The organism is Rubritalea tangerina (genome assembly GCF_042683245.1).
Classification (GTDB): domain Bacteria; phylum Verrucomicrobiota; class Verrucomicrobiia; order Verrucomicrobiales; family Akkermansiaceae; genus Rubritalea; species Rubritalea tangerina.
The window spans coordinates 32,067-55,746 of sequence record NZ_JBHUJB010000046.1; the positions used below are offsets into that span (position 1 = coordinate 32,067).

Genomic DNA, 23,680 nt, shown 5'->3' on the forward strand with positions numbered 1-23,680 from the left:
TACCATGCGCCTCGCCACACTCGCCTCGCCCGTCCTCTGTGCTCTCGTCACGAGCTGCCTCATCGCGCCCCTGCTCGCCTTCTCCCCCCAACTCAATGGCGCCTACCCCAATGGCCTCAAACGTGACACCTCCCCCACCCTCAACCTCCACGGCAAACAGCTAAGCAAGGCCAAAGCTCTCCTCTTCTACCGCCCCGGCATCCAAGCCGCCACACCTGAAATCCACAGCGACACCCACGTCGCCTTCCCCCTCACCATCGCGGCAGACTGCCCCATCGGCGAGCATCCCTTCCGCCTCCACTGCGCTGACGGCACCAGCTACCAACGCACCCTCTGGGTCTCCCCCTACCCAACAATCGGCGAAACCAAAGAGGCCAATGACACCCTCGATCAAGCCCAAGAAATGCGCCTCAACTCCGCCGTCCGCGGCATCACAAAAGTCGAAGACCTCGACTTCTACAAAGTCCACCTCGCCAAAGGCCAACGCCTCTCAGCTGAACTCTTCGCCATGCGCTTGGGCCGCAAATTCTTCGATGCCCACCTCACCCTCTTCGGCCCTGACCACAAAGTCATCGCCACCTCCGATGACACCGCCCTCACCAAACAAGACCCCTACATCTCCACCGTCGCCAAAAGCGACGGCTTCCATTACCTAACCATCCGCGAGGCTTCCTACGAGGGCTCCGACCAGTCGCGCTACCTCCTCGTCGTCGGCGACTACCTGCGTCCCGCAGCCGTCATGCCCCCAGCCGCCCAGCCGAACAAAGAGACCTCCTTCACCTTCATCCTGGATGACGGCTCCACCCACCAACAAACACTCAGCCCGAAGACCCCAAGCCTCTTTGCCGGTGCCGACGGCCAAACCGCCCTCTCACCTGTCCCCATCACCCTCTCACCACTCACCTACCAAAACGAAATAGAACCTAACAACGCTGGCAAAGACACCCAGCCTGCACTCGACCTCCCCTGCGCATTCCACGGCGTCGTCCAACAAGCCGGCGATGTCGATTGGTTCCGCTTCCGCGGAAAAAAAGACCAAGAAATCCGCATCACCGTCCGTGCACGCACCCTCGGCTCACCACTCGATGCCCGCATCTACCTGCGCGACCATAAAGCAAAGTACCTCGCGAACAACGACGACTCAAACCACCCAGATTCCCGCCTCGACTTCAAACTCCCCGCAGACGGCGAATACCTCGTCAATATCCGCGACCACCTCGGCAAAGGGTCCCCCACATCCACCTACCGGATCGAGGTCACCCCGCGCACCCCATCCGTCACCGCCTCACTCAACCGCGAAGACCGCAACGACTCACAAAAATCCAAAGTCATCAACATCCCTCGCGGCAGCCACCTCGCCTACCGACTCAACCTCAAGCGCGATAAGAATAATGCCAACTTCACCCCTCACGCAGCCAAGCTCCCCCCCGGCGTCACCCTCCACCCAATCACGGCCAGCAAGTCCCTCAACGACATCCCCATCGTCTTCAGCGCAGCCCCAGATGCCCCACTCAGCTCCGGACTCTTCCCCCTCACCCTCCAGTCCGATGATAAAAAAATCACCGCTCCTATCACCGAAACCGTCGAGCACCTCTTCGTTAATAATCAGGGCATCTACCACTCCTATAGCTCAGATTTGCTCACCATCTGCGTGATGGAGGAAGCCCCCTTCACGCTCAATCTATCAGCTCCTAACATACCTGCCGTCCAGAATGGCACCATCTCATTGCTTGCTAAGATCCAGCGTAAAGAAAGTTTCGACTCCGAGGTCACCCTCTTCTTCCCCTGGCTTCCCCCCGGTGTCAGCGCCCCAGCAAATGTCAAAATCCCCAAAGGCAAAGACTCCGCCCACTACACCCTGAGCATCAAAGGAGACTGCAAACCCCAAGATTGGCAACTCTGCCTCTCAGCCACCGCCCCCACGAAACAAGGCACCGTCCAGCTCAGCTCAAACCTCACCACCATATCAGTCAAACCACCCTACCTCACCGCCAAGCTCTCCATGGCCGCCACCACCCAGGGCGTCGACACCCAATTGCTCTGCACCATCGACCACCATACCCCCTTCGCTGGTCAGGCAGAAGTCAGCCTCCACGGCCTCCCAGATGGATTCACTGCCACCCCCGTCAAGATCGATAGCAAAACCACCGAAACCTCTATCCCCATCACTGTCGCCAAAGACGCTCGCACCGGCAAACACGGCAACCTCTTCGTCCATGTCAAAGTCCCAGAAAATAAACAATCCATCCCACACAATACCGGCCACGGCGGCACCCTCAGAGTCGACCCACCACCCAAAAAACAAGTCGCGAACAACAAAGCTCCCGCACCCGCGAAACCAAAGCCCACCACTAAAAAGCCACTCAGCCGACTCGAACAATTGAGACAACAACTCGCACAATAATGCCACCACACTCACGCGAAATGTCCCACCGTACCATCATCACCCTCCTCCTCACTGGCATCTGCCACGCAAACCCACACTTTCAGGCCGCCAAACCCGTCCTCGAACAACATTGCGTCTCCTGCCATAACGCAGACAAAACCAAAGGCGGCCTGCGCCTAGATACCCACGCCGGCTTCCTCGAGGGCGGCGACGATGAACTCGCCTACAACCCAAACTCCCCACGCGATAGCCACCTCCTCAAACTCGTCAAACTCCCTCACGACCACGACGACATCATGCCCCCAAAAGGCCGCCCACTCCAACCCGAGGAAATCAAAGCCCTCGAAGCCTGGCTCGCAGCCTCAGCCCCGTGGCCTAAAGACACCACACTCGTGGCCCAGAAACCCCAACCCACACTCGCCGAACTCACCGCCGGCCTCAAACAACTCGTCCCCCATCCCTCATCGATCCGCTTGGAAACCGCCTCTGACTTCCACTCCGTCATCGCCTACGCCCACTACGCCGATGCCACCAAGCGCGATGTCACCCGCCAACTCACCTTCTCCCTCGCCGATCCCTCGATCGCGAAAATAGAATCTAACAAGCTACTCCCGCTCAAGGACGGCAAGACCACCCTCACCCTCACTCTCGGCTCCCACTCCGCTCAAATCCCAGTCACGGTGAGCCAGGCCAGCACCAAACGCCCCGTTAGCTTTCAGTTAGACGTCATGCCCGTCATCACCGCAGCTGGTTGTAACACCGGCTCCTGCCACGGCGCCGCCCGCGGCCAAGATGGCTTCCAGCTCTCACTCTTCGGCTTCGACCCCAAAGGCGACTACCAACGCATGACCCGCGAGTTCCCCGGCCGCCGCATCAACCTCGCCCTCCCGGAAGACTCACTATTCCTGACCAAGGCCGCCGGCCAAGTCCCCCACACTGGCGGTAAAATCCTCACCCCAGAAACTCCCGGCTATCAGACCTTGTTAGAATGGATCAAGGCCGGCGCCCACTACGATAAAGACGATATCCCCCACCCCACATCGATCGATATCCAACCCAGAGAAATCGTCACCAAAGGTGCTGAAATCGACTCCACCTTCACCGTCACCGCCCACTACAGCGATGGCACAGACCGAGACGTGACCCCACTCTCCACCTTCACGAGCAGCAACGATAACGCCCTCGCCATCGATGATAAAACCAAAGTCGCCACCTCCGCAAACCGTGGAGAGGCCTTCATCATGGCCCGCTTCCACACCTTCACCCAGGGCTCCCAAGCCATCGTCATCCCCAAAAACGACCAACACCAGGCTCAAGCCAACCACTCGGGTAACTTCATCGACCAACACATCGGTGCTAAACTCAATAAGCTGCGCATCACCCCCTCCGACCTCTGCAGCGATGAAGTCTTCCTCAGACGTGTCTACATCGACATCATCGGAAAAATTCCAAGCCCGGAACAACACGCCCACTTCCTCGCCGACACCGCACCGGACAAACGCGAGAAACTCATCGACCACCTCCTCGCCCAACCAGAGTTCAATGACATCTGGGTCATGAAATGGGCCGAGCTGCTCCAAATCCGTACCTTCAATAACACGGTTAGCTACAAAGCAGCCATTCTCTACCACACCTGGCTCCGCGAACAATTCGCTGCAAACCGCCCCTTCAACCTCATCGTCAAAGATATCATCAGCGCCCGCGGCGGTACCTTCTCGACCCCACAAACAAACTTCTATCAGGTCGAGCGTGATAACCTCAAACTCAGCGAAAATGTCGCCCAGGTCTTCATGGGCACCCGCCTCCAGTGCGCCCAGTGCCACAACCATCCCTTCGACCAGTGGACCATGGAAGACTACTACGGCTTCGCCGCCTTCTTCTCCGAAGTGAAACGTAAAAAAGCCGAAGACCCACGCGAACAAATTATCTTCGACGGCAAAGGGGACGTCAAACACCCAGTCACCAACCAAGCAGTCGCACCCAAATTCCTCGGCGGCAGCCCGCCACCAGACGATGGGAAAAAACGCCGCGAACATATCGCCGACTGGCTCACCGCCCCCGAAAACCCATGGTTCGCTAAAAATGTTTCGAACATCATTTGGGAACACTTCCTCGGCAGAGGCATCGTACACCCAGTCGATGACGTGCGCATCTCAAACCCACCCTCCAACCCCGCCCTCCTCGAGGCCCTCTCCAGCCGCTTTGTCGACTACAACTACGACTTCAAAAAGCTCGTCCGCGATATCTGTAACTCCCACGCCTATCAACGCAGCACCCACACCAACCTCTCGAATGTCAGCGACCACACAAACTTCTCTCATGCCATCCCACGCCGAATGCGTGCAGAGGTGTTGTTAGATGTTATCTCGCAAGCTACGGAAACTCCTAACAAGTTCAAGGGGCTCCCGCGCGGAGCTAAGGCCGTGAGCATCGCCGACGGCAACACCTCCACCTACTTCCTGCGCACCTTCGGCCGCTCCACCCGCCAGACAGTCTGCTCTTGCGAGGTCAAACTCGAACCGAACCTCTCTCAGGCCCTCCACCTGCTCAATGGTGACAGCACGAACAACCGCATCCCCCAAGGCAAGGTCGTCAGCAAACTCATCGACTCGAAAGCCAGCGACGAAGAACTCATCCGCCAGCTCTACCTGCGCTGCCTCAGTCGCCCACCAGTCGCGAAAGAAACCCAGCACCTCCTCGCATTCTTTAAAGATGTCAATGACCCCAAGACGCGCAAAGAAATCCACCAAGACATCTTCTGGTCGCTCCTCAACTCCAAAGAATTTATCTTTAACCACTAATGCTCCGCCCACTCACCATCGCCGCAGTGCTCTGCACGCCACTCAGCGCCCAGGAGAAAGTCACCTTCGACGACCACATCCTGCCGATCTTCGAAAACGCCTGCACCAATTGCCATAACCCAGACAAAAAGAAAGGGGGACTCGACCTCACCTCCTACTCGGCAACCATCGCCGGGGGATCCGGTGGTAAAGTCGCCCACGCCGGCGAAGGCGCTGACTCGCGGCTCTTCCTCACCGCCTCCCATTCCATCGAACCCATCATGCCGCCAGAAGGCGAAAAGCTCGATAAAAAACACCTCAACCTCATCCGCGCCTGGATTGATGGAGGGTTGTTAGAAACCAAAGACTCGCGCGCTAAAAAAGCCCCACAAAATAAAATCAACTTCGCCCAGGGCAGCATCGGCAAACCAGACGGCCCGCCGCCCATGCCTGCAAAGCTCAGCACCGAGCCCGTCACCACCCCTGCCAGAGCCACCGCCCTCCACGCCATGGCCACCAGCCCATGGGCCCCACTCATCGCCCTCACGGGCCAGCGCCAAGTCCTCCTCTACCACAGCGACCACCTCCACCTCATCGGCGTCCTCCCCTTCCCGAAATCCGGCCAACCCACCGCACTCTCCTTCCATCCCTCCGGAAAGTTCCTAACAGCTGCTGGAGGGAGGCCCGGTAAAAATGGCACCACTGCCACCTGGGAAATCGCCACCGGTAAATTGCTCGCCACCACTGCGCGCGAGTACGACTCCATCCTCAGCACCGCCATCAGAGCGGACATGCAAGCCGTCGCCACCGGCAGCCCCTCGAAACGCGTCAAGACGTGGAGCACAGCCGATGGTTCCCCTGAACACTCGATTAAGAAACACACAGATTGGGTCACCGCCCTCTCCTACTCAGCCGATGGCATCCTCCTCGCCAGTGGCGACCGCAATGGCGGGCTCTGGGTCTGGGAAGCCCATTCCGGCCAGCAACTCCACGACCTACGCGGCCACCAAGGCCAAATTGTAAGCCTCAAATGGAGCGCCGACTCGAACTACCTCGCCTCCGCCTCAGAAGATGGCAGCCTCCGCTTCTGGGATATGAATTCCGGCAAACAAATTAAAAAAATCGACGCCCACAAAGGGGGCGTACTCAGCATGGATTGGGCCAAGGACGGACACATCGTCAGCTCCGGACGCGACCGAAAAATCAAACACTGGAAGCCAGACTACAACCTCCTCAAAGAACTCTCCCCCACCGGCCCCATGGTCACAAAGCTCAGCTTCTCACACGATGCCAAACGCATCTTCGCATCCGATTACGATGGCAAAATTGAAGTCTGGGATGCCACCAAACACGCCGTCATCGGCTCTATCACCTCCGTCCCACAGACAATCGCCAAGCGCCTCAGCATCGCGCGCACTGCACTCACCACAGCCCAAGACGCTCACAAAAAAGCCCAGGCCCAGCACGACGCTGCTAGCGCCCAACACACCAAAGCAGTCGCTCACAAACAACAGCTCCTCAGCGACCTCAAAGCCCGTGAAGCCGAGCTCAAACAAACCCAACAGAAAAAGAAAGAACTCCAACAAGCACTCGCACAGATCAATAAGGCAATCCACGAACGTGGCAAGGCACGCAAAAACGACCACGCCGAACTCAACAAAATCCGCGAGGCTCATGTGCACGCAAAACACGCCAAGCAAAAAGCCGAGCAACTCCAGAGAGAGCTCAGCCAAAAACTCACCGCAGCGGAAAAAGCACTCACTGCAAAACAAAAGTCTCTCACCGAGGCCGAGCAAGCGCTAGCCGCCAAGCCCGATAACACCGAGCTGCAAAAGCAACGTTCCTCGGCCCAGAACCAATGCGATCAAATCCAGAAAACCATCCCGCCCATCCAGAAACAACTTGCGGTACACGCCCCCAAGCTCCAAAAAACCCTCCAAGACTGGCAGCGCGTCGAGACCCAGCTCAATCAACAAACCACCAAAACCGAAGCCCACAACCCACTGTGGGATAAGTTGCTCGCCGACCGCACGCACACCCAGCAACAAGAAAAGCAAAGCCACGATAAAATCATCAGCCTCCAACACACGATCCCCAAGCTCAAGGAAGCTGTGCCTAATGCCGATAAACAAATCGCCCAACAAAAAGCAGCCCAACAAAAAGCCGCCACCGAGCGCGATGCCCACATGCGCACCCTCACCCAGCACCAAGCCACCGTCACCCGCCTCACCAACGAACAAACATTCTCCCAACAACACCCCCACCCCTAAAATCAACAACCGATCCCCCCTGACCCCTGACCCCTGACCCTTGACCCCAAACCCGCAATCAGCCATCAACAATCCGCCATCAGCAATCAACAATCAGCACATCCCCGCCTTCAGCCAGGCCATCCTCCAAAGCCTCTGCGACTCACCACGGATGGTCACCGCCCCCCTCAATGGAGCCCAGGCCTTCCCTCCACTCACTCCCCCCGACACCCCCTGTGAGCTTGCATTCAACCAAAAGCTCGGACACCTCTACGAAGACGCACTCCACCACTTGTTAGTTCACGCGCCGCGTTACTCCATCCTTGCGCATAACCAACAAATCATCACACCTAACAAGATCACCCTCGGCGAGCTCGACTACCTCCTCAGAGACGAGGAATCCCAAGAACTCATCCACCTCGAACTCGCTGTCAAATTCTACCTCGTCCACCACGCGCAAGGATCCACCACCTTCCCCGGCCCCGACGCCCGCGATAACTACCAGAAAAAGCTCCAGCGCCTCAGCAGCCACCAACTCACCCTCAGCCAGCGCCCAGAAGCCCGTGCCACCCTCCAGGCATTGTTAGGGGAACCGACTACCCCCATCCAATCCCAGCACCTCATCCACGGCATCTTCTTCGACCACATTGCAGCCCCCACCCAGCCGGTCCCTGAGCACGCCTCCCCACACACCCGACGCCTCCCCTGGCTCCACGTCTCAGAACTCCCCGACCATTTCCCTGAGCTCCAACACGCCCACATTATCCCCAAACAACTCTGGCTCTGCCACACCAACCCCAGCCTCGTCGACCGCCTCTACCTCGCCGACCTCCCCACACTCACCACCCTCGGCCAACAACGCTGCACCCTCTTCCTCCCCACTCCTCACTCCCAACCCACCTTCCTCGCCCCAGACACCTGGCCCCATACACCTCGCGAAGCGTAGACATAGATGTGCAAACAGCCTATACCATCGGCTACCAAAGGGGGTAGTTAACGAGTTTTTGACATAATGCTATACACCTCACCATGAACTCGTGGACGCAAAATACTACTCATATAAATTGTCTTATTCATTGATGGACTATTCTCAATGGGGAGAAGGTTTATTGGCGTGATAGGCTCTAAGGATTATATACCGACTCACTCCTATCTAGCCCTTGAAATAAATTGCGTTTGGGATCGAACTCTAAATTTAAATCATTTGCTGCAGGATTGAAATGGTACTGAAACGAAACAGTATTCTTTTTAGGGTCGAAACTCAGCGACTCATTAAATTTGACATAATTTGCAGATTCTATTTTACCTGCTCTGTTCAATTCCACCCTAGTTCTCACAAAAAAGCCAAGATCCGGTTTTCCTGCTTCCTTGTATTGCCGTTGAAGAACTTTACTATCCCAATTTGCTTGGTAACCATCCAGCGGGGCCTCATGTGGCATCCTTAGATCGGATTCTACATAGTACTCATCATCACAAATCTGTATACCCTCCTTTTTTTCAGTGAAACTAATTTCTAAAAGCCCCCCCCAATTTCCGGCAACTTCTCTGAAATACTCTTCACTCCATTCTTTCCCCTCATCAGCCCTAAGACCTTTTGTATATTGCCTGAGATCGTTTAACTTTCGTTCAGACTTTGAATATCCCTCAAATACTCTTGTCGACTTAAATAAAATATCAGTTTTTACTCCCTTGCCGTATGGAGAAACCCAATCACCCACTCCAAAGTCAAACCCTATGAAAACTCCATTTTTAGGAAACGTGAGAGTCACCTTTCTCGCATAAAGTGCTGTAGGGTTAATAATACTTCGCATCAATATCTTCTTATGAATCGGTTCAGCCGAATCATCCATCCTATCCTTCTGCACACGGTGATATTTGATTGAATAATACCCAGATTTCGAAGATTTTGCCTCAACACCACCAAGTACACGATCCATCGCTGAGAACCTCCCATTAGCATCGGTTTCCCCCTTATGAACAGGACTTCTCTTTCGCCCAGGGTGCCAAAAATAAATATTAGCATTTGCATCAGCGACTGCAGCTCCTGTTTCGTCTCTCACTTCCAGTGTAATTTTACGCAAAGGTCCCCTGCTCTCACAGCGTGCTACAGAGCATACGGCAACAGAAGCTCCAAGCATTAAAAAAATTAATGTTCTATTCATCATCTAATCCTCCCAAATCTATCATTTTTGTATACAGTGGGTGAAGAAAATTAAGTGCTACTTCTTTAAAATCACTATGCAACCACTGGTCTTCTGCTTTACCTTCATGATTACTATCAGGCCACGCCCCGCCTTCGCCAGGCTCTTGCCGCAGAGTATCCATATCTATATCTTGAGCAAAACTACCAAGAGGGTTAGCTGCAATAGCAAAAGACATTGCCGGTAAAGCCCTTGCTAATAGATCATATTGCACTTTCATTTCAGAGGCCTTTGCACTTCCATTTGCGCCGAAAAGATCTCGTTCTCTAAATAAATCAAAGAAAGGTTTACTTTTAAGCTCCTGAGTTGGGATTGCCTTTGCTTCGAACTCGTTATACTTACGATAACTATTAAAATGTATATTTTTAATTTCCCAATATCCACTACCTATCTCACCCGGTAAATTTGGAGGGTTATAATTAAAACCCCAACCACCCTGATCACGCGATTGGGCTATTGCTGCGGCGGAGGTTCCTCCTTTCACATATTCTTGGGCCGCCCACGCACCTCGAGCAAAGCCATCGCCCCTCAAAATTGTTTCAGCTATGGAAGCATTATCTGCTTCGGGGTCTGGATCTTGAACCACCTCATCACCTTTTGAATAGAAATTATAAGCTCTTCCTGAAGTAGCCACTTTATCGAAGCGATCTTTCCACGTCAGCTCATTACGTACATCATCCGAGTCAGTCGAGAATAACTCATGCCAATTAGCTGAGAAGAGACGTCTTTGGGAACCATTATCATAATCATAAAATGGTTTCCACTCTCTCTCGGTCATTCGTCTGCGCATTTCTTCAGTTGTTGCACTCTCATCATATGCCTGCAGAGCAACGGCTCCATTAATCATATAATATCTTGATGGCTTATACTCGGAACCAGGCTCCCCGTTCCCCTGCATCGCCTGACTTACTACCATATTACCCAGACTATGTGCCGCAATGGTCACATCCGCATCCCCTGTAAATGATAATGCCCCTTTCAAAGCGTCTCCAGTCTGTAGAGCAAAAAATGCCGCCTTATGATAATCAGCAGTCGCTAAATCGGGAATAAGCCCAGGCAAACCTGTATCTCCATCCCAAGTAACACCGACAAAGCGCGCTTTGCTTCCCGTCTGATGAAGTCTCTTAAAAAGTTCCGCATGCCATCCTCTTGCTTTCTCCGATGAGACATTGAAACCGTGCAGGAAGACAAAATACTTCCCATTAGTTAAATCATCTGGGTACGGGTCACCTGGATCAGCTGTTTTTGTTCCATTAGGCGCAGGCTCTTGGCCTGATGAGCTACCATTATAATTTTTCGGGACTTGCGTGAGATCCACATGACGGTACATATCCTCAACTTTTGAAGTTTTAACATGAAAATCAATGGTCGCAACCACTTCAGTGCCTTTACGAATTTCTAGCTGAATAGGCAACTCAGTCGGTTCTGTAGATTCTATATAGATACAGCCTCGCCCTTCTTCGGCTCTCTCTATATAAGAGGCCGAGAGTTCCACACCCTCTGAAGTCATTGTCTCTACCACTTCATCTGCGTACACTCTACCAAAGCCTACATTCTTAATGTATCGGTCTGGTGTTGGGTAAGTGGTACCATCAGTCAGGTGAACTCCCTTAATAGTAAAAAACTTAAATGAGCCTGAAGAATGCTTTAGATAATACTTATAGGTGTCTGTAGGCCACACATCTTTGGTTCGACTCAAATCAATGTGTAATGGGAAAAAGTCGACCAAATCTGTCAAGCCATCGACTAAATTATTTTTTGCATCAAACACTATGCCCATTCCTGTGGTTCTTCCTCCTGGTATGTCGAAGTTCCCAGTCTCACGTTCATCATCGTCATCATTTACCCACCAACGGAATGGATTTGCTTCGGTGACTTTGCCGCGATCTTTATCGTCAATAACTCCATCACGGTTGTAATCGGGAACTATGTCAATGGGTATGAGATAAAATTTACCATCCTCACCTTTTTTGAGCACATCTGGGTCAATAATCTCAGGAGTTTCCTGATGTGCATCCCACTGTATGGTCTTGATAACTTCTCGTTGGGTTTCGGATTCGTCGACTCCTGTGGTTTCGGGGTCATCCTCAGGCTCAAAAATGACAAGGAAATTTATATTATAGCGGTTCTCGTCTGCAACTCCCTCTTCCCATTTTATTTTAAATTGGACTTTCTGATATTTAAAATAGTCCTCTTTATCGTTTAAGTCACGGTAGGCTAGAGGGATGCCTTGAGTAAACACATCCTGAAAGCCCTCTAGCTCCGATTTGGCGTTGGCTATCAAGCGTTCTGTTGTGTATTCTTTTGAGAGACTTTTTGAATAGGTCTTACTGTTATTTTGGTCAGCTTTTTGGTTAGGTTCGTCATCGTAGGATGAGCCTTCGGACACTCCTTGTGCAAAGGTGGCTGACATGGGCGTGACAGCTCCTCCCATGTTGTTGTTGCCTGGGTGTTGATAGTCATCTGCCTTGACCTGTCCAGTGAGAGGGTCTACCTGATTATTTCTGGAGCCATTAATACGACTTTCTGGTTGCTCTTCTGTCCCTCCTTTGAGCACGAAGGATACGGTCTCGAGCATATTGAGGTAGCGCTTAACGACCTTTGTCCCCGCTGGAGTAATAAATTCAGGATAGCCGTATTTGGGTAAGCCAACATTTTTTTCTTCTATCTCAAAGGACCAATTTGCGGTCGGGAATGATGGCGCCGTCGGATCATCATCGTCGTCAGTTGGCGGTTCAGGAATATCTCCAGGATTATCATCTCCAGAGGTATCTGGATGATCATTTGCATCTGTCGGGTCAGATTCTGCCGAGAGCTCGAGAAAATCAGAAAAACCATCGCTGTCGTAATCATTCGTCAAAACATCGGAATTGGCCACAAGGGGGGAGTACCCCAGTACGGGATAGAGTATTTCTAAACCATCCAAGAGGAGGTCGCCATCTGTATCGGCGTTCTTAGGGTCAGTCTGCAAATTGTATTCCTGAATATTGGTCAAGTAATCAGAATCTGCGTCAAAAGCCGTATCGTCCTTATGAGGGTTAAGATTGTTCTCAACTTCCCAATGGTCCGGCATTCCATCGTCATCAGTATCGTCTTTTTTCGGGTCGGTACCCTCCTCAAATTCCTTCAAGTCGGTCAGTGTGTCACCATCACTGTGGCTGTCGGCGTTGTCAGCGTCAGTGGGGAGTCCATACTTCCTCTCCCACCAATCTGGGATACTATCATTATCATCGTCCCAAGGAAGAAACGTGGCTTCTATCTCCACACTTGTTAGCGGTGTATAGACCTGACCTGTTGCAGGGTTGATAGATGTAAAGCGAATTTCCCATTTTTCTTTATGCTGGAACCAGTCTTCAATAAATATGCCTTGTTCAGAGAAATCACTTTGAATACCAAAACGGATTCCCAGATCTGGCCCATTTTCAACAGGACTTAGATTAGTAGTAAAGCTGCTAGATGAAGCCCTACAGCTATCGAAAATAATTCCCTGCGGTGTGACCCCTTCTCCAAAAATAAGGATATTGTTGCCATATCTGTCGGATATAAAATCGAGCTGATGCCCCTGATTCCAGACGTAAATATCATTTCCTTCACCACCATATAGGGTGTCATTACCCTCAATGCCGATCAACGTATTGTCTTCTACATTCCCTGTGAGACGATCGTTACCAAGAGTTGAGATCACCCCTCCGTACAGGGAGGTCTGATCAAACAAATATTCAAGGCTCCAATGGACATTATGAAACCTCCAATCGTTGACCAGGAGACGACCAGAAAGCTCAGGATTTGAGGGATGCGTGATCGTGATTTCAATGTCATCCCCATCTACATCCTCTGTAAGGGAGAGGCCACTCACTCTTCCAAGCTGATAGGATATCCAAGACGGGTCAATGTCAGCAGAAAAACGAATAATATTTTCTCCGGAAGAATCATCAAAATAATCCACGCCATCCCCTAGATTCCAAAGATAGACATCATCACCCGCTTCTCCTCTAACGTAATCGTTGCCGGTTCCTCCAACGAGAGTATCGTTTCCATCACCTCCAAAGAGGTCGTCATTTCCACTATCTCCGTAAATGATGTCATCACCTCCATTGCCGTCCATATCGTCACTCCCTGAGAGTCCATGGAGCTCTTCACCAATATTAAGTCCCTCGATATGATCATCTCCTGAGGTCGCTAAGGTATTGCTGTCCCAGACTGTGCCATCATTGAACACGATATTCCAATGGCGTCGGTTGTTGTTCCATGAATCAATGATGATGGATCCCGAGTAGTTTGCATCCGAGGGGTGAGTAATTATAATTCTGAGGTCGTTTCCTGTAGCACTACTTGTCCAGCTCGAGCCACTCCAATAACCTAGCTCCAAACTAACCATGGCTGGAGTAATCTCTGTGCCGAAAATAATTTGGTTCAGATCGTCACCGTCGTACCTTGTATCTATATAATCATGACCGTCGCCGAAACTCCAGAGCACGCGATCATCCCCATAGCTCGGATCAATGGTGTCATTACCACCTCCCCCAAGAAGAGTATCATCCCCGTTCCCTCCATCCAATGCATCTATTCCGCTGGTGCCAGTCAGGCTCACAGGTGTGTTGACCAGCGAGACATCAAAAGATAGATACTGTGAGCCATCATCTAACAGAATCTGATAGTACCCTAACTGGTTCGAATAAGTCCCATTTTCGATAATAAGAGATCCTGACAGGCTGTTATCGTCCGGGTGGGTAATGAGTATGCGTAACTCCCGGTCTGATTCCCGAGACTCGGTCACCCAATCCGAATACGTTGTATAATCTTGGTATGTGGTGTCTCCATACTGCAAGATCACCATATCTGCAGTGATGCCAGTGCCAAGCTGAATGGTATTGCCATCACCATAATCCGTAGAAAGCGTGCGAATGAAATCATGTCCTTCGCCCCAATTCCACTCAACAACATCGTCACCAGTTCCAATCGCGATAATATCATTGCCCAAGCCACCATTGACGAGATCATCACCATTCGCACCGTATAGTGTATCATCACCACCTTCTCCTTCTAGATGGTCATCTCCATCTAGACCATGCAGTGTGTCATTCCCCTCGTCGCCCTTGAGCGCTCCCAAATCGAGTTCATCACGAAGATAATCTCTTCCTAGGGTAGCCAGATAATCACCGTCTATTACATTTCCGTTTGCCAACCGAATAGCCCAAACATCAAGATCCAACCTCCAGTTATCAATTATAAAGCTTCCTGATAGACTAGAGTCATTATGGGTAATAACTACCCTAAGATCAACGTCACTCGCTGGGTCATGAGCCCATGATAGATAATCTGCATGATAAACAGAATCACGTTCAAAGGATAGCATGTCCGCTGTTATGTCGTAACCGAGCTGGAGGGTATTTTGGCCAGAACTATCATTAGCATAATCATCCCCATCCCCAAGATTCCAGTAATAAACATCGTTCCCTGCACCACCACTAAGGATGTCATTACCTTGAGCCCCAAATAGTTGATCTCCACCCGAGGTTCCATCAATTGTGCCACCCCCATCGTTGCTCAGCACGTCCAAAGCATCTTGAGCATCAAACCCAAAGAATGTTTCAAATCCGTCATTCACTCCATCACCATCTGAATCACCATCTCCATCTGAATCACTATTGATAATCGTGACAGAGGCTACCTGAGAGCCCATAGTATAAGCTGCATCATCACTTAGAGTGATTTCAACCGTCTCATCGCCTTCGATGATGCTATCCTGAATCGCTGTGACCACAAGGTCTATAGCGGTACTCCCAGAAGGTAGGGTCGCAGTCCCCGAAAGCGTTACAAAGTCGACCCCGGAGGTGGCGGAACCACTCACCGAATAGTGTACAGAAAGATCAGCATCGAGCACGGCCGGCACACTAATACGCAGTGTAGCTGTGTCGGTAACATCTACCTCGTCAGCAACGGCATCGATAGCTGCGATGGACACGAGAGGGAGCTGTGTACCTCCACCAGAGAGAAGCGTCATGATCGCGTTTCTGTCGAGGCTCCCATAGGCCACACCTGTCGACGGGTCGATAGCTTCAAACTCAATCGTCCAATCTACATTGGACTCCATGGCATTGTTCAGCACAACCACTCCCACGAGCGTAGGGTCACTGAGGTGGTTCACATGGATGCAGACATCTGAACCGTCCATCACAGGAGTGCTGCTTGAGTAATTGCTCTCATCAGCATGCACCCGCGTGAAGAGGAGATCACTGGGGCTAATTCCTGAACCGAACTTCAGAGTATTAGAACCTGTGTCCTCGATAAAGTCGTTCCCGTCTCCATAACTCCAATGGTAGAGGTCGTTACCGGCCCCCCCATAGAGCAGGTCACCCCCCGCCCCACCATCAAGCACGTCATCACCACCCAGTCCATAGAGCGTATCATCACCGGCCTCTGCCGTGAGAATATCCGCCCCTCTGCTACCGTACACGAGATCATCGGCTGATGTCGCAGAAGCACCAGCTCCAATATTCGCTAAACTTGAAATCTCAACTCCTGTCAACGCACGTCGATAAATCTGAAGGTTATCAACTTGGCCGTGCAGACGCTGTATATCGTGGAAGCCTCCCCCTAGTGAATCCTGCTCCTGTCCAACCAGTAAGCCACCTGAGGATATATTAAGCGTATTCAAAGTGGCTGCCCCTTCGTACAACTCCACTCCATCCAGATAAAACTTCACCTTCTGGTTAGTTTGATCTCGCACCCAAACATAGTGATGCCACTTACCATCAAGATAGCTCTGTGCATCATAGTTGTAGGTCTTCGTGGAACTAGTGGTCTCTCCAGTGAAAAAGCGAATATTGCCTAGTAGGGCGTTTACCCACATGACAAATTCATTGTCATTGCCACTTCCAAAACCAGAAATCAAAGGATGGTTCTCTTTATTCGTCGCGGTAGATTTATACCAAATGCTATAGGTGACATCAGAGGCCCCATCTAGAGTGGCATGCGGAATTTCCAGATAATCATTCACCTGGTCTAAGACCAATGCGTCACCTGCTACCCCCGTACCTTCTGACACCAATGGTCCGTGCACTAACACACCATCGTTGGAATTCCCGCTGAGATCAGGAACTGAATTATTCTGAACACCCTCAAAGTCATACTCTACCTGTAGGTCAGCAAAGCTTTGAGGTGTTTTAGGATACACCCTCACGTCCACATTGCTCATTTCAAGTATTTCCTTTGCATCCAAACACCTACGGTAAATCCGCAACTCATCGACCTCGCCATTCAGCCGTGCATCTGAAGCAAACCCCCCAGCAAGAGCATCTTGTTCCTGACCGACCAAAAGCCCTCCAGCAGCTAGGTTGAGCGGGTTCAAAGTCGTATTAGCCCGGTAGCGCTCAATACCATCAATATAAAATAAAATGCGTTGATTAGTGGCATCGCGCACCCATGTGTACTGGTGCCACTGGCCATCAAAGAAGTCAGATACATCGTAGTTGTAGAGAACATTAGCATCCTTCGATTGCCCCGTGAAAAAGCGAATATTATTATCTTGCTCGATAATCATCATCAAAAACTCATTCTCATTACCACTACCGTAGCCTGAGATTAAAGGATGGAATGACCGTGATGAAGTAGAAGCTTTATACCAAATACTGTATGTCACATCGTTTGCCCCATTCAAACTCTGATAGGGGATATCCAAATAGCTGTTAGTTTGATCCAAAGTAATACTATCTCCGAGGATCCCCGCACCAGCATTGCTTGCTACAGATCCGACAAGAGCACCATCATAGTTTGAGCCACTCAGGTCACGCACCGTGCTATCCTGAATGTGATCGAAGCTATAATGCAAAACAAGCCCTTCATCATTCTTATCGCTCAACCCATTGCTATCACTATCAGAAAGCTGAGGGTTCGTACCATCCACATACTCCTGATGATTGTTCACTCCATCCTGATCCACATCACCAATACCTGAATGCGTCAGACCACCAAAGTGCTCTAACTCCCATGCGTCGGGTAGTTGATCACCATCACTGTCATCCGAAAGTTGGTAATAATCAAAGCTGCCTGCCTGCGTGGAAAATTGCCAATCCCGTGGCTGCATCCAAAAATCTTTCACCACCACAGAACCTGAAAGTGAGGCGTTTGAACCATGGTTCATGCTCACACGCAAATCAGCCCCTTCAGAAGTGGCTGACCATAGGCTGTTAGGATCATCCGACTGGAGTGCCCCGCGACTGAAAGCAAGCTCGGCATTCGCCACACCCTCAACCTTAATGACATTCGTCTCACTTGCTAATCCATCAATGACCACATCATTCCCGTGCCCCCATTCCCACACATAGCCATCCACGCCTGCATTGCCATGCAGGACATCGTCACCTTCACCACCAGTTAAAGTATCATTCGCCTTGCTGCCATAGACCGTATCATTGCCCGCCGAGGCATCGATCGTATCGACCCCAAGAGTGCCATGCAGCACCTCATCTGTCGCATTACCCACCAATACTTGGTCTTTACGCGCACACTCTTGAATCTCAGAGGCACTTAAAACCCGCCCGTAAAGTCGCACATCATCGACTTCCCCATACAGGCGAGCCACTGAATCAAATGAGCCCCCCACACTGTCTTGCTCTTGGCCCACGAGAAAGCCTCCGTTAGAGGCTGTCACTGCGCTCAAACTCGCGCTTCGTGTACCGATGAGCACCCCATCAATATACAACGAGACGGACTGGTTTGTGATGTCCCTCACAAAGGCGTAATGGTGCCACTCATCATCAAGGTAATCATTGAGGTTCACATCAAAAATCACATAGCTCGTGTTCGTATTCCCTGTGTAAAAACGAATGTGGTCTTCGACCTCAAAGAGCATGGCTAACATCTCATTATCCTTGCTGCCGCTCGCTACGGAGACCAAAGGATGCCCACTCACAACGCCCTTCTTCGACTTATAGCGAACCGCATAAGTCAAGTCTCCTACCCCACTGAGTGCAGAAGAAGGAATCTCAAGACGTCCTTGTGTTCTTTTGATGAATAAGGCCCCTCCAGCGCCCTCGTCGTGCAGTACCGTCTTAGCCTCACCTAGGAAAGTACCATCTCGTTGGGCTCCAGAGAGGTCATAGGCCTTCGTCCCCGATGCCTGATCAAAATCGTAAGCGACCAAGAGACCATTCTCAATGTCATCACGATAGCCGTCGCCATCTGAATCCGCCTGCAGGGGATTGGTTCCTTGCTGATATTCTTCAAGATCTGTCAGTGTGTCCTGATCTGCATTTGTCGTGCCATCAATATCCTCAATAGACTGAAGCGCATCATTCAGATTGGCATCTACAATTGACTGCTCCCAGATATCCGGAAGCGTATCACCATTAGTAGCATTATCCTTGTCCTGCGCAAAACGAAGTGAAAAAACAGCCTTGAGCTGGCCAATGCTGGCCAACTTGAGATTCTCTTCCACAGGCGTATTTACCTCCCATGGGTAGCCCTCAGCACCCAGCGTGATCCCATTCTGAGAAGCTTGGTCAGCAAGCCAAGCATCGGGGAGTTTTCCATAAAACTGAGCCGAAATGGCTTTGAGCTGACCGATGTTCAAAGGTGCGCGTTGGGCTGCGTACCAGGCCGCATCTGGAGTGGCTGGCGGCTCAGGAAAGACCTGACTGAGATCAATCTGTGCTGCGAGCGTCGGAGCAACCGCACTGAGTTCCTCCAATGCCTGAGTCGCCATCCACTTCGCTTGACCCACATTTGCGACCGCTAGATTGTTAGACGTCGCAGCTCCATCGACCACTCCCCGGTCAGTCCACCAGCTTAGTGGAGCCTGAGCGAAAGGAGCAACGGTTGATAGCGCCATGCCACAGGCCGCAAGCAAAGATGTGGCGCGCCAATGCGCCTTGGGCAAAGAAATTTCAGTGCTCATAAAAAATGGAGTAGAAAAAAGTAAATGTATGAAAACTATTGGCCGTAAATGCCCATGGAAATATCGCCCTGAGGCTCGGCTAGAATGACAGGCCCATTAAATGTTGAAGAACCATCAGCTTTGATATGCAACGGAACTGCATTATCACTGGCTGTTGCTTTGCCTAACTCCACCGAACCATCCTGATAAACCGTCACCGCATTCTTACGATTCAGCGAATCGGCTCCAATACCGACCTCTAACACTGAGTGCTGATCGTCTCCCATCCACACACTTCTGTTCGCCAAGTCTCCATAGGCCACATTAGATCGCCCAAAAGCCGTGGAATACCCTGAATTAGTCCGAACACCTCCACCAAAAGCTGCTGAGAAACTACCATAGGCCGCTGAGTTCTGACCAAAAGCTACGGAGTAATCTTCAGCTTCCACTCCGTCTCCGAAAGCAAAAGCATAGTCACCCTCGACATCCGCATTCAAACCAAGCGCAAATGAGTAATCACCGAGCGCAGATGAACCTTGACCAAACGCAAAGGAATAATCTCCATCTGCTCCTGCACCTGATGCTGCAAAAGACTTATTCCCAGATGCAGTTCCTCCCATGAAACTCAAGCCCACGGCTTCATTTTGCATGTAATTCAAAACAGTTGCCGGCGCCGATGCCTCAGAACTGACAAGGTTTCCATCTACATAAACTCCGCTCGGCAGAGAGTAACCCTCATAACTTTGACCTGATGCGATATGTAATTGTGGTTCGATTTCAACCAAGCTATTGAGCTGCTCAGTACTCGGTGTATTAAAATACCACTTATTCTTGAATGCAGTTTCAAACTGCACTCTTACAGGGTTTGTATGGGGTGCTGGAGCAGCATTATAATACTGAAGAACAAGTCCAACCCAAGGACCATGCGCATAAGACAAGACTTTGAATCGACTATGGTATGTGTGCTTTTGTTCCAAGTACACCGTGGGCTTTACTGCGCCATAGACAGGAACAAACATGAGCCTTCCTGTCGAATGAGCATGGTATCCTTCACATGAAATATGTATCTCATGCACAGCCCCACCAGCGAAGATACCTAAGGGAATGTAGACCTCCTGCCCAGCCTGCACTTCTGCATCCACTTGCCTCACAGTCTTTCTTACCACACTCCCATCAGACCCATCGTCCGCTTGCAAGTACTTCAATTCCGCAATCCCATGATTCGGAGCAATCAGAGTCTGCGCCTTCATTATTGATAACGAGCACAGCATGGCTATGGAGAAAAGAGTTAAGAAACGAACATTCATAATCTTGTTAGACAAAATTCAACTACGGCGAAACAACACATGTTAGAGCAACAGGTCAACGAAAATTATTATTTTCTAACACACTAACAGAACACTTCTAGAGCACAGTTATATTTCGTATTCCGACAGTTCACTACCGCTTTTAAGGATCGCTGAAGCTTGCTTCAGTTGCCAAACACCAAGCGCTCAAAACAACACTCCCAAACCCAGCGAAGTTACGCCTCCCTAAACCAAGCTTGATCAGAACATGAAAACTTTGGTGCCCACTCCATCTCCACAAGCAATGATAATCAATGGCCTCCTACACCCGCATGCAGGGCCAGCGATTTGGCGCAACATTCTACTAGCGTGGGCTACTGACCATAAATCCCCATCGATATATCGCCCTGGGGTTCAGCTAGAATGACACTGCCATCAGACTTCACTTGAAGTGGAACCGTCCCATCAGCAGCCTTGGATCCCACATCCACCGAACCATCCTGATAAACCGTCATCGCATTCTTGCGGTTCTGCTCATCAGCACCAATACCGACCTCTAACACTGAGTGTAGATTATCCCCTTGCCACACGTCTTGCTGACCTACTCCAAAATTGTATTGTCCGAGAACAAAGGAACTTCCTGAGGGAGCGCGGGTAGATAGTCCTGTAGCAGTTGAAAATGAGCCAATGGCCTCACTAAATCCGCCAAGCGATGTCGCTCCAGCCCCCACTGAAGAACTTAACATGCCTAGTGCAGTTGAGTGAGATCCGAGTGCCTGATTCTCATACCCAATGCTTACTGCGGAGATACCTGGGCTAAATGCCTGCTTACCAAGCGCAATAGAGTACATACCAGTTGCTGCACTAGAAAACCCCACCGCTACGCTATCAGATGCCGTAGCTTGAGCCTGATACCCAACTGCAAAAGCATTAACCCCAATGGCTGAGGCACCTGAGTGTGGCACCTCTAGGTATTTACCATCAAAAAAAGTAGTAGCACTCCCCTCTGTGAGCACCTTCTCCCCATCTACATAAACACCGCTCGGCAAAGAATAACCCTCATATGTGTTACCTGATGCGATGTGTAGCCGTGGCTGTATATCACTTAGATTATTGAGAATCTCCGAGCTAGGTGTGTGGTAGTGCCAGTGCTCGTTCATAGGAGCCTCATACCTAACATCAATGACGTTGTCAGTCCCCGCTGTATTAATCACCTTGAGTACAATGCCAATTCCGCGATACGCTTCGACCTCGGCGAACTCCCAAGTATTGAAATACATGACCTTGTATCGTGACTGTACAGAATGTTTTTTCTCAAAATTAACTTCAGGTCCATTTTTATGTTTCAAAAGACAAAAAGACCCAGAACTGTTCCCATTCGCTCCAGACATGGAAACGGAAAAATCATGGTCCACCCCATAGCGATAGAGCCCCAAGGGGATGTAAGCCTCAGTGTTTCCAGGAATTGTAGCTTTAAACTGATGTACTGTTTGCGTGACATCATCTCCGTCTGACCCGTCAGCAGCCTGTAAATGCTTCAGCTCTGCCACACCAATATCTGGTTCAATCAAAACCTGTGCCTTCAATATTGATACTGAGCACAGCATGGCTATGGGGAAAAGAGTTAAAAAACGAACATTCATAAATTTGTTAGGCAAAGTTCAACTACGGCGAAACAATACATGTTAGAGTCACAGGTCAATGAAAAACATCACTACCTAACAAACTAACAGGCCACTTTTAGAGCACAGTTATTTTTCGGACTTCGATAGCTCGCTACCGCTTTTGAGGATCACTGAAGCTTGCTTCAGGCGCCAAAAATTCAATCCACTCCCCTTAAGTTTCGAATAGCATAGGTGATAAACGACAGAATCGCACAAATGAAGAACAAGATCTGTATACCGATCACAATTCTAACATCAGGAGCCAATGCTACTGCCAGATTTTCGCTAGATGCCTGCGCCATCCTTCCCGTAATGGTCATATGCACTAACAAACCAACAACTAATGTGAGGGCAAACAAGATCCAGCTACTATAGAGAAAGGCTCTCTTGTGCTGGTTGTTCGTAATCACATCCTTGAAAAAAGTAATCGATAAAGCAACGCTACCCGTCGACAGGGTGATCAATTGCTTAGACAGGTCGAGTGCGAGCTTAGTCGCTTCTGGGCAAGTATCCATAGCCGTGCTTCTTTTTATTTACGGGCAAAAGGGGTAAATCGCCCATTTCTTGCAGATCGCCTCAATCATGGACTCCGTGAGATTTCCGCCATTCGACTTGGCCCGCTTGATACACTCCGCAGCAAAGCGCTGGGTATTGGCATCCATCACCTTGGCTAACTTAGCAGACGCTTCAGCTGCGGACTTCTCATCTGCAGGCAAAATGAAATGCTTCTTTTCAACCGAACGATTCAGTTCTTTCGAAATCCTAGTATTCGATTTCTCCAACTTTTCCTGCAATAGCTTTTTGGCCTCACCTGTCAGCTGAATATCGTTGCTATTAAACTCTGAAACCAAAGTGCCCGTCATATTCGTCAGCAATACGTCCTCGAATGACTGAGGCGCCTCACGCGATAATGTCCACGTCGATTGCTTCTCAATTGAGTTCTTAAGTTTCTCAATTTGAGCTGGGGTTTTGCTCTTATCGGTTCGAATCTGAATCTTCTCAGGAAAGACACGGGCATCAGGAAAATGCACCTGCTCCCTCATTGGTGCAGTCTGCAAACCTTGCGCAAGCACACATTGGCTCATCACCACGACACCCAGTATGAGCCCGCTAAAACAAAATGATACTTTCATAACAACACACCTCATCTAACAACTTTATCGAAGGAGTCAATCTCCATCCACCCACCTCCCCTTCTCGGACTGCGCCAGCATACTAGATTTTTTTCACACACCAC

General features: G+C 50.6%; 10 protein-coding genes. 4 read left to right on the forward strand and 6 right to left on the reverse strand.

Going from position 1 to position 23,680, the window contains the following annotated elements; translation table 11 throughout:
- The first annotated feature begins 4 nt into the window (after positions 1-4).
- The 4 genes from ACFSW8_RS11025 to ACFSW8_RS11040 are packed head-to-tail and all read left to right on the forward strand — an operon-like array spanning position 5 to position 8,361.
- Positions 5-2,404: a PPC domain-containing protein gene (locus tag ACFSW8_RS11025; protein ID WP_377086149.1), complete on the forward strand. Its 2,400-nt coding sequence runs from the start codon at positions 5-7 to the stop codon at positions 2,402-2,404.
- Positions 2,404-5,187, forward strand: a complete 2,784-nt coding sequence (locus tag ACFSW8_RS11030) for a PSD1 and planctomycete cytochrome C domain-containing protein (RefSeq protein WP_377086151.1) — start codon at positions 2,404-2,406, stop codon at positions 5,185-5,187. Before ACFSW8_RS11025 ends, ACFSW8_RS11030 begins: the two co-directional genes overlap by 1 nt.
- A complete protein-coding gene (locus tag ACFSW8_RS11035; RefSeq protein ID WP_377086152.1) occupies positions 5,187-7,436 on the forward strand; it encodes a WD40 domain-containing protein in 2,250 nt (749 codons plus the stop codon). The genes ACFSW8_RS11030 and ACFSW8_RS11035 overlap by 1 nt, the downstream gene beginning before the upstream one ends.
- Before the next feature lie 40 nt (positions 7,437-7,476).
- The gene (locus ACFSW8_RS11040; RefSeq protein WP_377086154.1) at positions 7,477-8,361 is read left to right on the forward strand and encodes a DUF1853 family protein; all 885 of its coding nucleotides are present in this window, start codon (positions 7,477-7,479) and stop codon (positions 8,359-8,361) included.
- 178 nt (positions 8,362-8,539) lie between these two features.
- Here the strand turns inward: ACFSW8_RS11040 and ACFSW8_RS11045 are convergent, their stop codons facing one another.
- The 6 genes from ACFSW8_RS11045 to ACFSW8_RS11070 form a co-directional block, all read right to left on the reverse strand.
- The gene (locus tag ACFSW8_RS11045) at positions 8,540-9,580 is read right to left on the reverse strand and encodes a hypothetical protein (RefSeq protein WP_377086156.1); all 1,041 of its coding nucleotides are present in this window, start codon (positions 9,578-9,580) and stop codon (positions 8,540-8,542) included.
- A complete protein-coding gene (locus ACFSW8_RS11050; protein WP_377178238.1) occupies positions 9,570-19,514 on the reverse strand; it encodes a LamG-like jellyroll fold domain-containing protein in 9,945 nt (3,314 codons plus the stop codon). The genes ACFSW8_RS11045 and ACFSW8_RS11050 overlap by 11 nt, the downstream gene beginning before the upstream one ends.
- 35 nt (positions 19,515-19,549) lie before the next feature.
- Positions 19,550-20,800 carry a hypothetical protein gene (locus tag ACFSW8_RS11055; RefSeq protein ID WP_377178241.1) on the reverse strand — a complete coding sequence of 417 codons (1,251 nt, stop codon included), beginning with the start codon at positions 20,798-20,800 and terminating at the stop codon, positions 19,550-19,552.
- Positions 20,801-21,153: 353 nt separating this feature from the next.
- On the reverse strand, positions 21,154-22,386 hold the full coding sequence (locus ACFSW8_RS11060; protein ID WP_377086162.1) for a hypothetical protein: 1,233 nt from the start codon (positions 22,384-22,386) through the stop codon (positions 21,154-21,156).
- Positions 22,387-22,601: 215 nt separating this feature from the next.
- Positions 22,602-22,958 carry a hypothetical protein gene (locus ACFSW8_RS11065; protein WP_377086164.1) on the reverse strand — a complete coding sequence of 119 codons (357 nt, stop codon included), beginning with the start codon at positions 22,956-22,958 and terminating at the stop codon, positions 22,602-22,604.
- Positions 22,959-22,976: 18 nt separating this feature from the next.
- On the reverse strand, positions 22,977-23,576 hold the full coding sequence (locus tag ACFSW8_RS11070; RefSeq protein ID WP_377086166.1) for a hypothetical protein: 600 nt from the start codon (positions 23,574-23,576) through the stop codon (positions 22,977-22,979).
- Positions 23,577-23,680 lie beyond the last annotated feature (104 nt).

Bases quoted from the DNA above. Each gene is read 5' to 3' on its own strand.
- ACFSW8_RS11025 (WP_377086149.1), top strand. From the start codon at position 5: ATGCGCCTCGCCACACTCGCCTCGCCCGTCCTCTGTGCTCTCGTCACG.
- ACFSW8_RS11030 (WP_377086151.1), top strand. From the start codon at position 2,404: ATGCCACCACACTCACGCGAAATGTCCCACCGTACCATCATCACCCTC.
- ACFSW8_RS11035 (WP_377086152.1), top strand. From the start codon at position 5,187: ATGCTCCGCCCACTCACCATCGCCGCAGTGCTCTGCACGCCACTCAGC.
- ACFSW8_RS11045 (WP_377086156.1), bottom strand. From the start codon at position 9,580: ATGATGAATAGAACATTAATTTTTTTAATGCTTGGAGCTTCTGTTGCC.
- ACFSW8_RS11050 (WP_377178238.1), bottom strand. From the start codon at position 19,514: ATGAGCACTGAAATTTCTTTGCCCAAGGCGCATTGGCGCGCCACATCT.
- ACFSW8_RS11055 (WP_377178241.1), bottom strand. From the start codon at position 20,800: ATGAATGTTCGTTTCTTAACTCTTTTCTCCATAGCCATGCTGTGCTCG.
- ACFSW8_RS11060 (WP_377086162.1), bottom strand. From the start codon at position 22,386: ATGCTGTGCTCAGTATCAATATTGAAGGCACAGGTTTTGATTGAACCA.
- ACFSW8_RS11065 (WP_377086164.1), bottom strand. From the start codon at position 22,958: ATGGATACTTGCCCAGAAGCGACTAAGCTCGCACTCGACCTGTCTAAG.
- ACFSW8_RS11070 (WP_377086166.1), bottom strand. From the start codon at position 23,576: ATGAAAGTATCATTTTGTTTTAGCGGGCTCATACTGGGTGTCGTGGTG.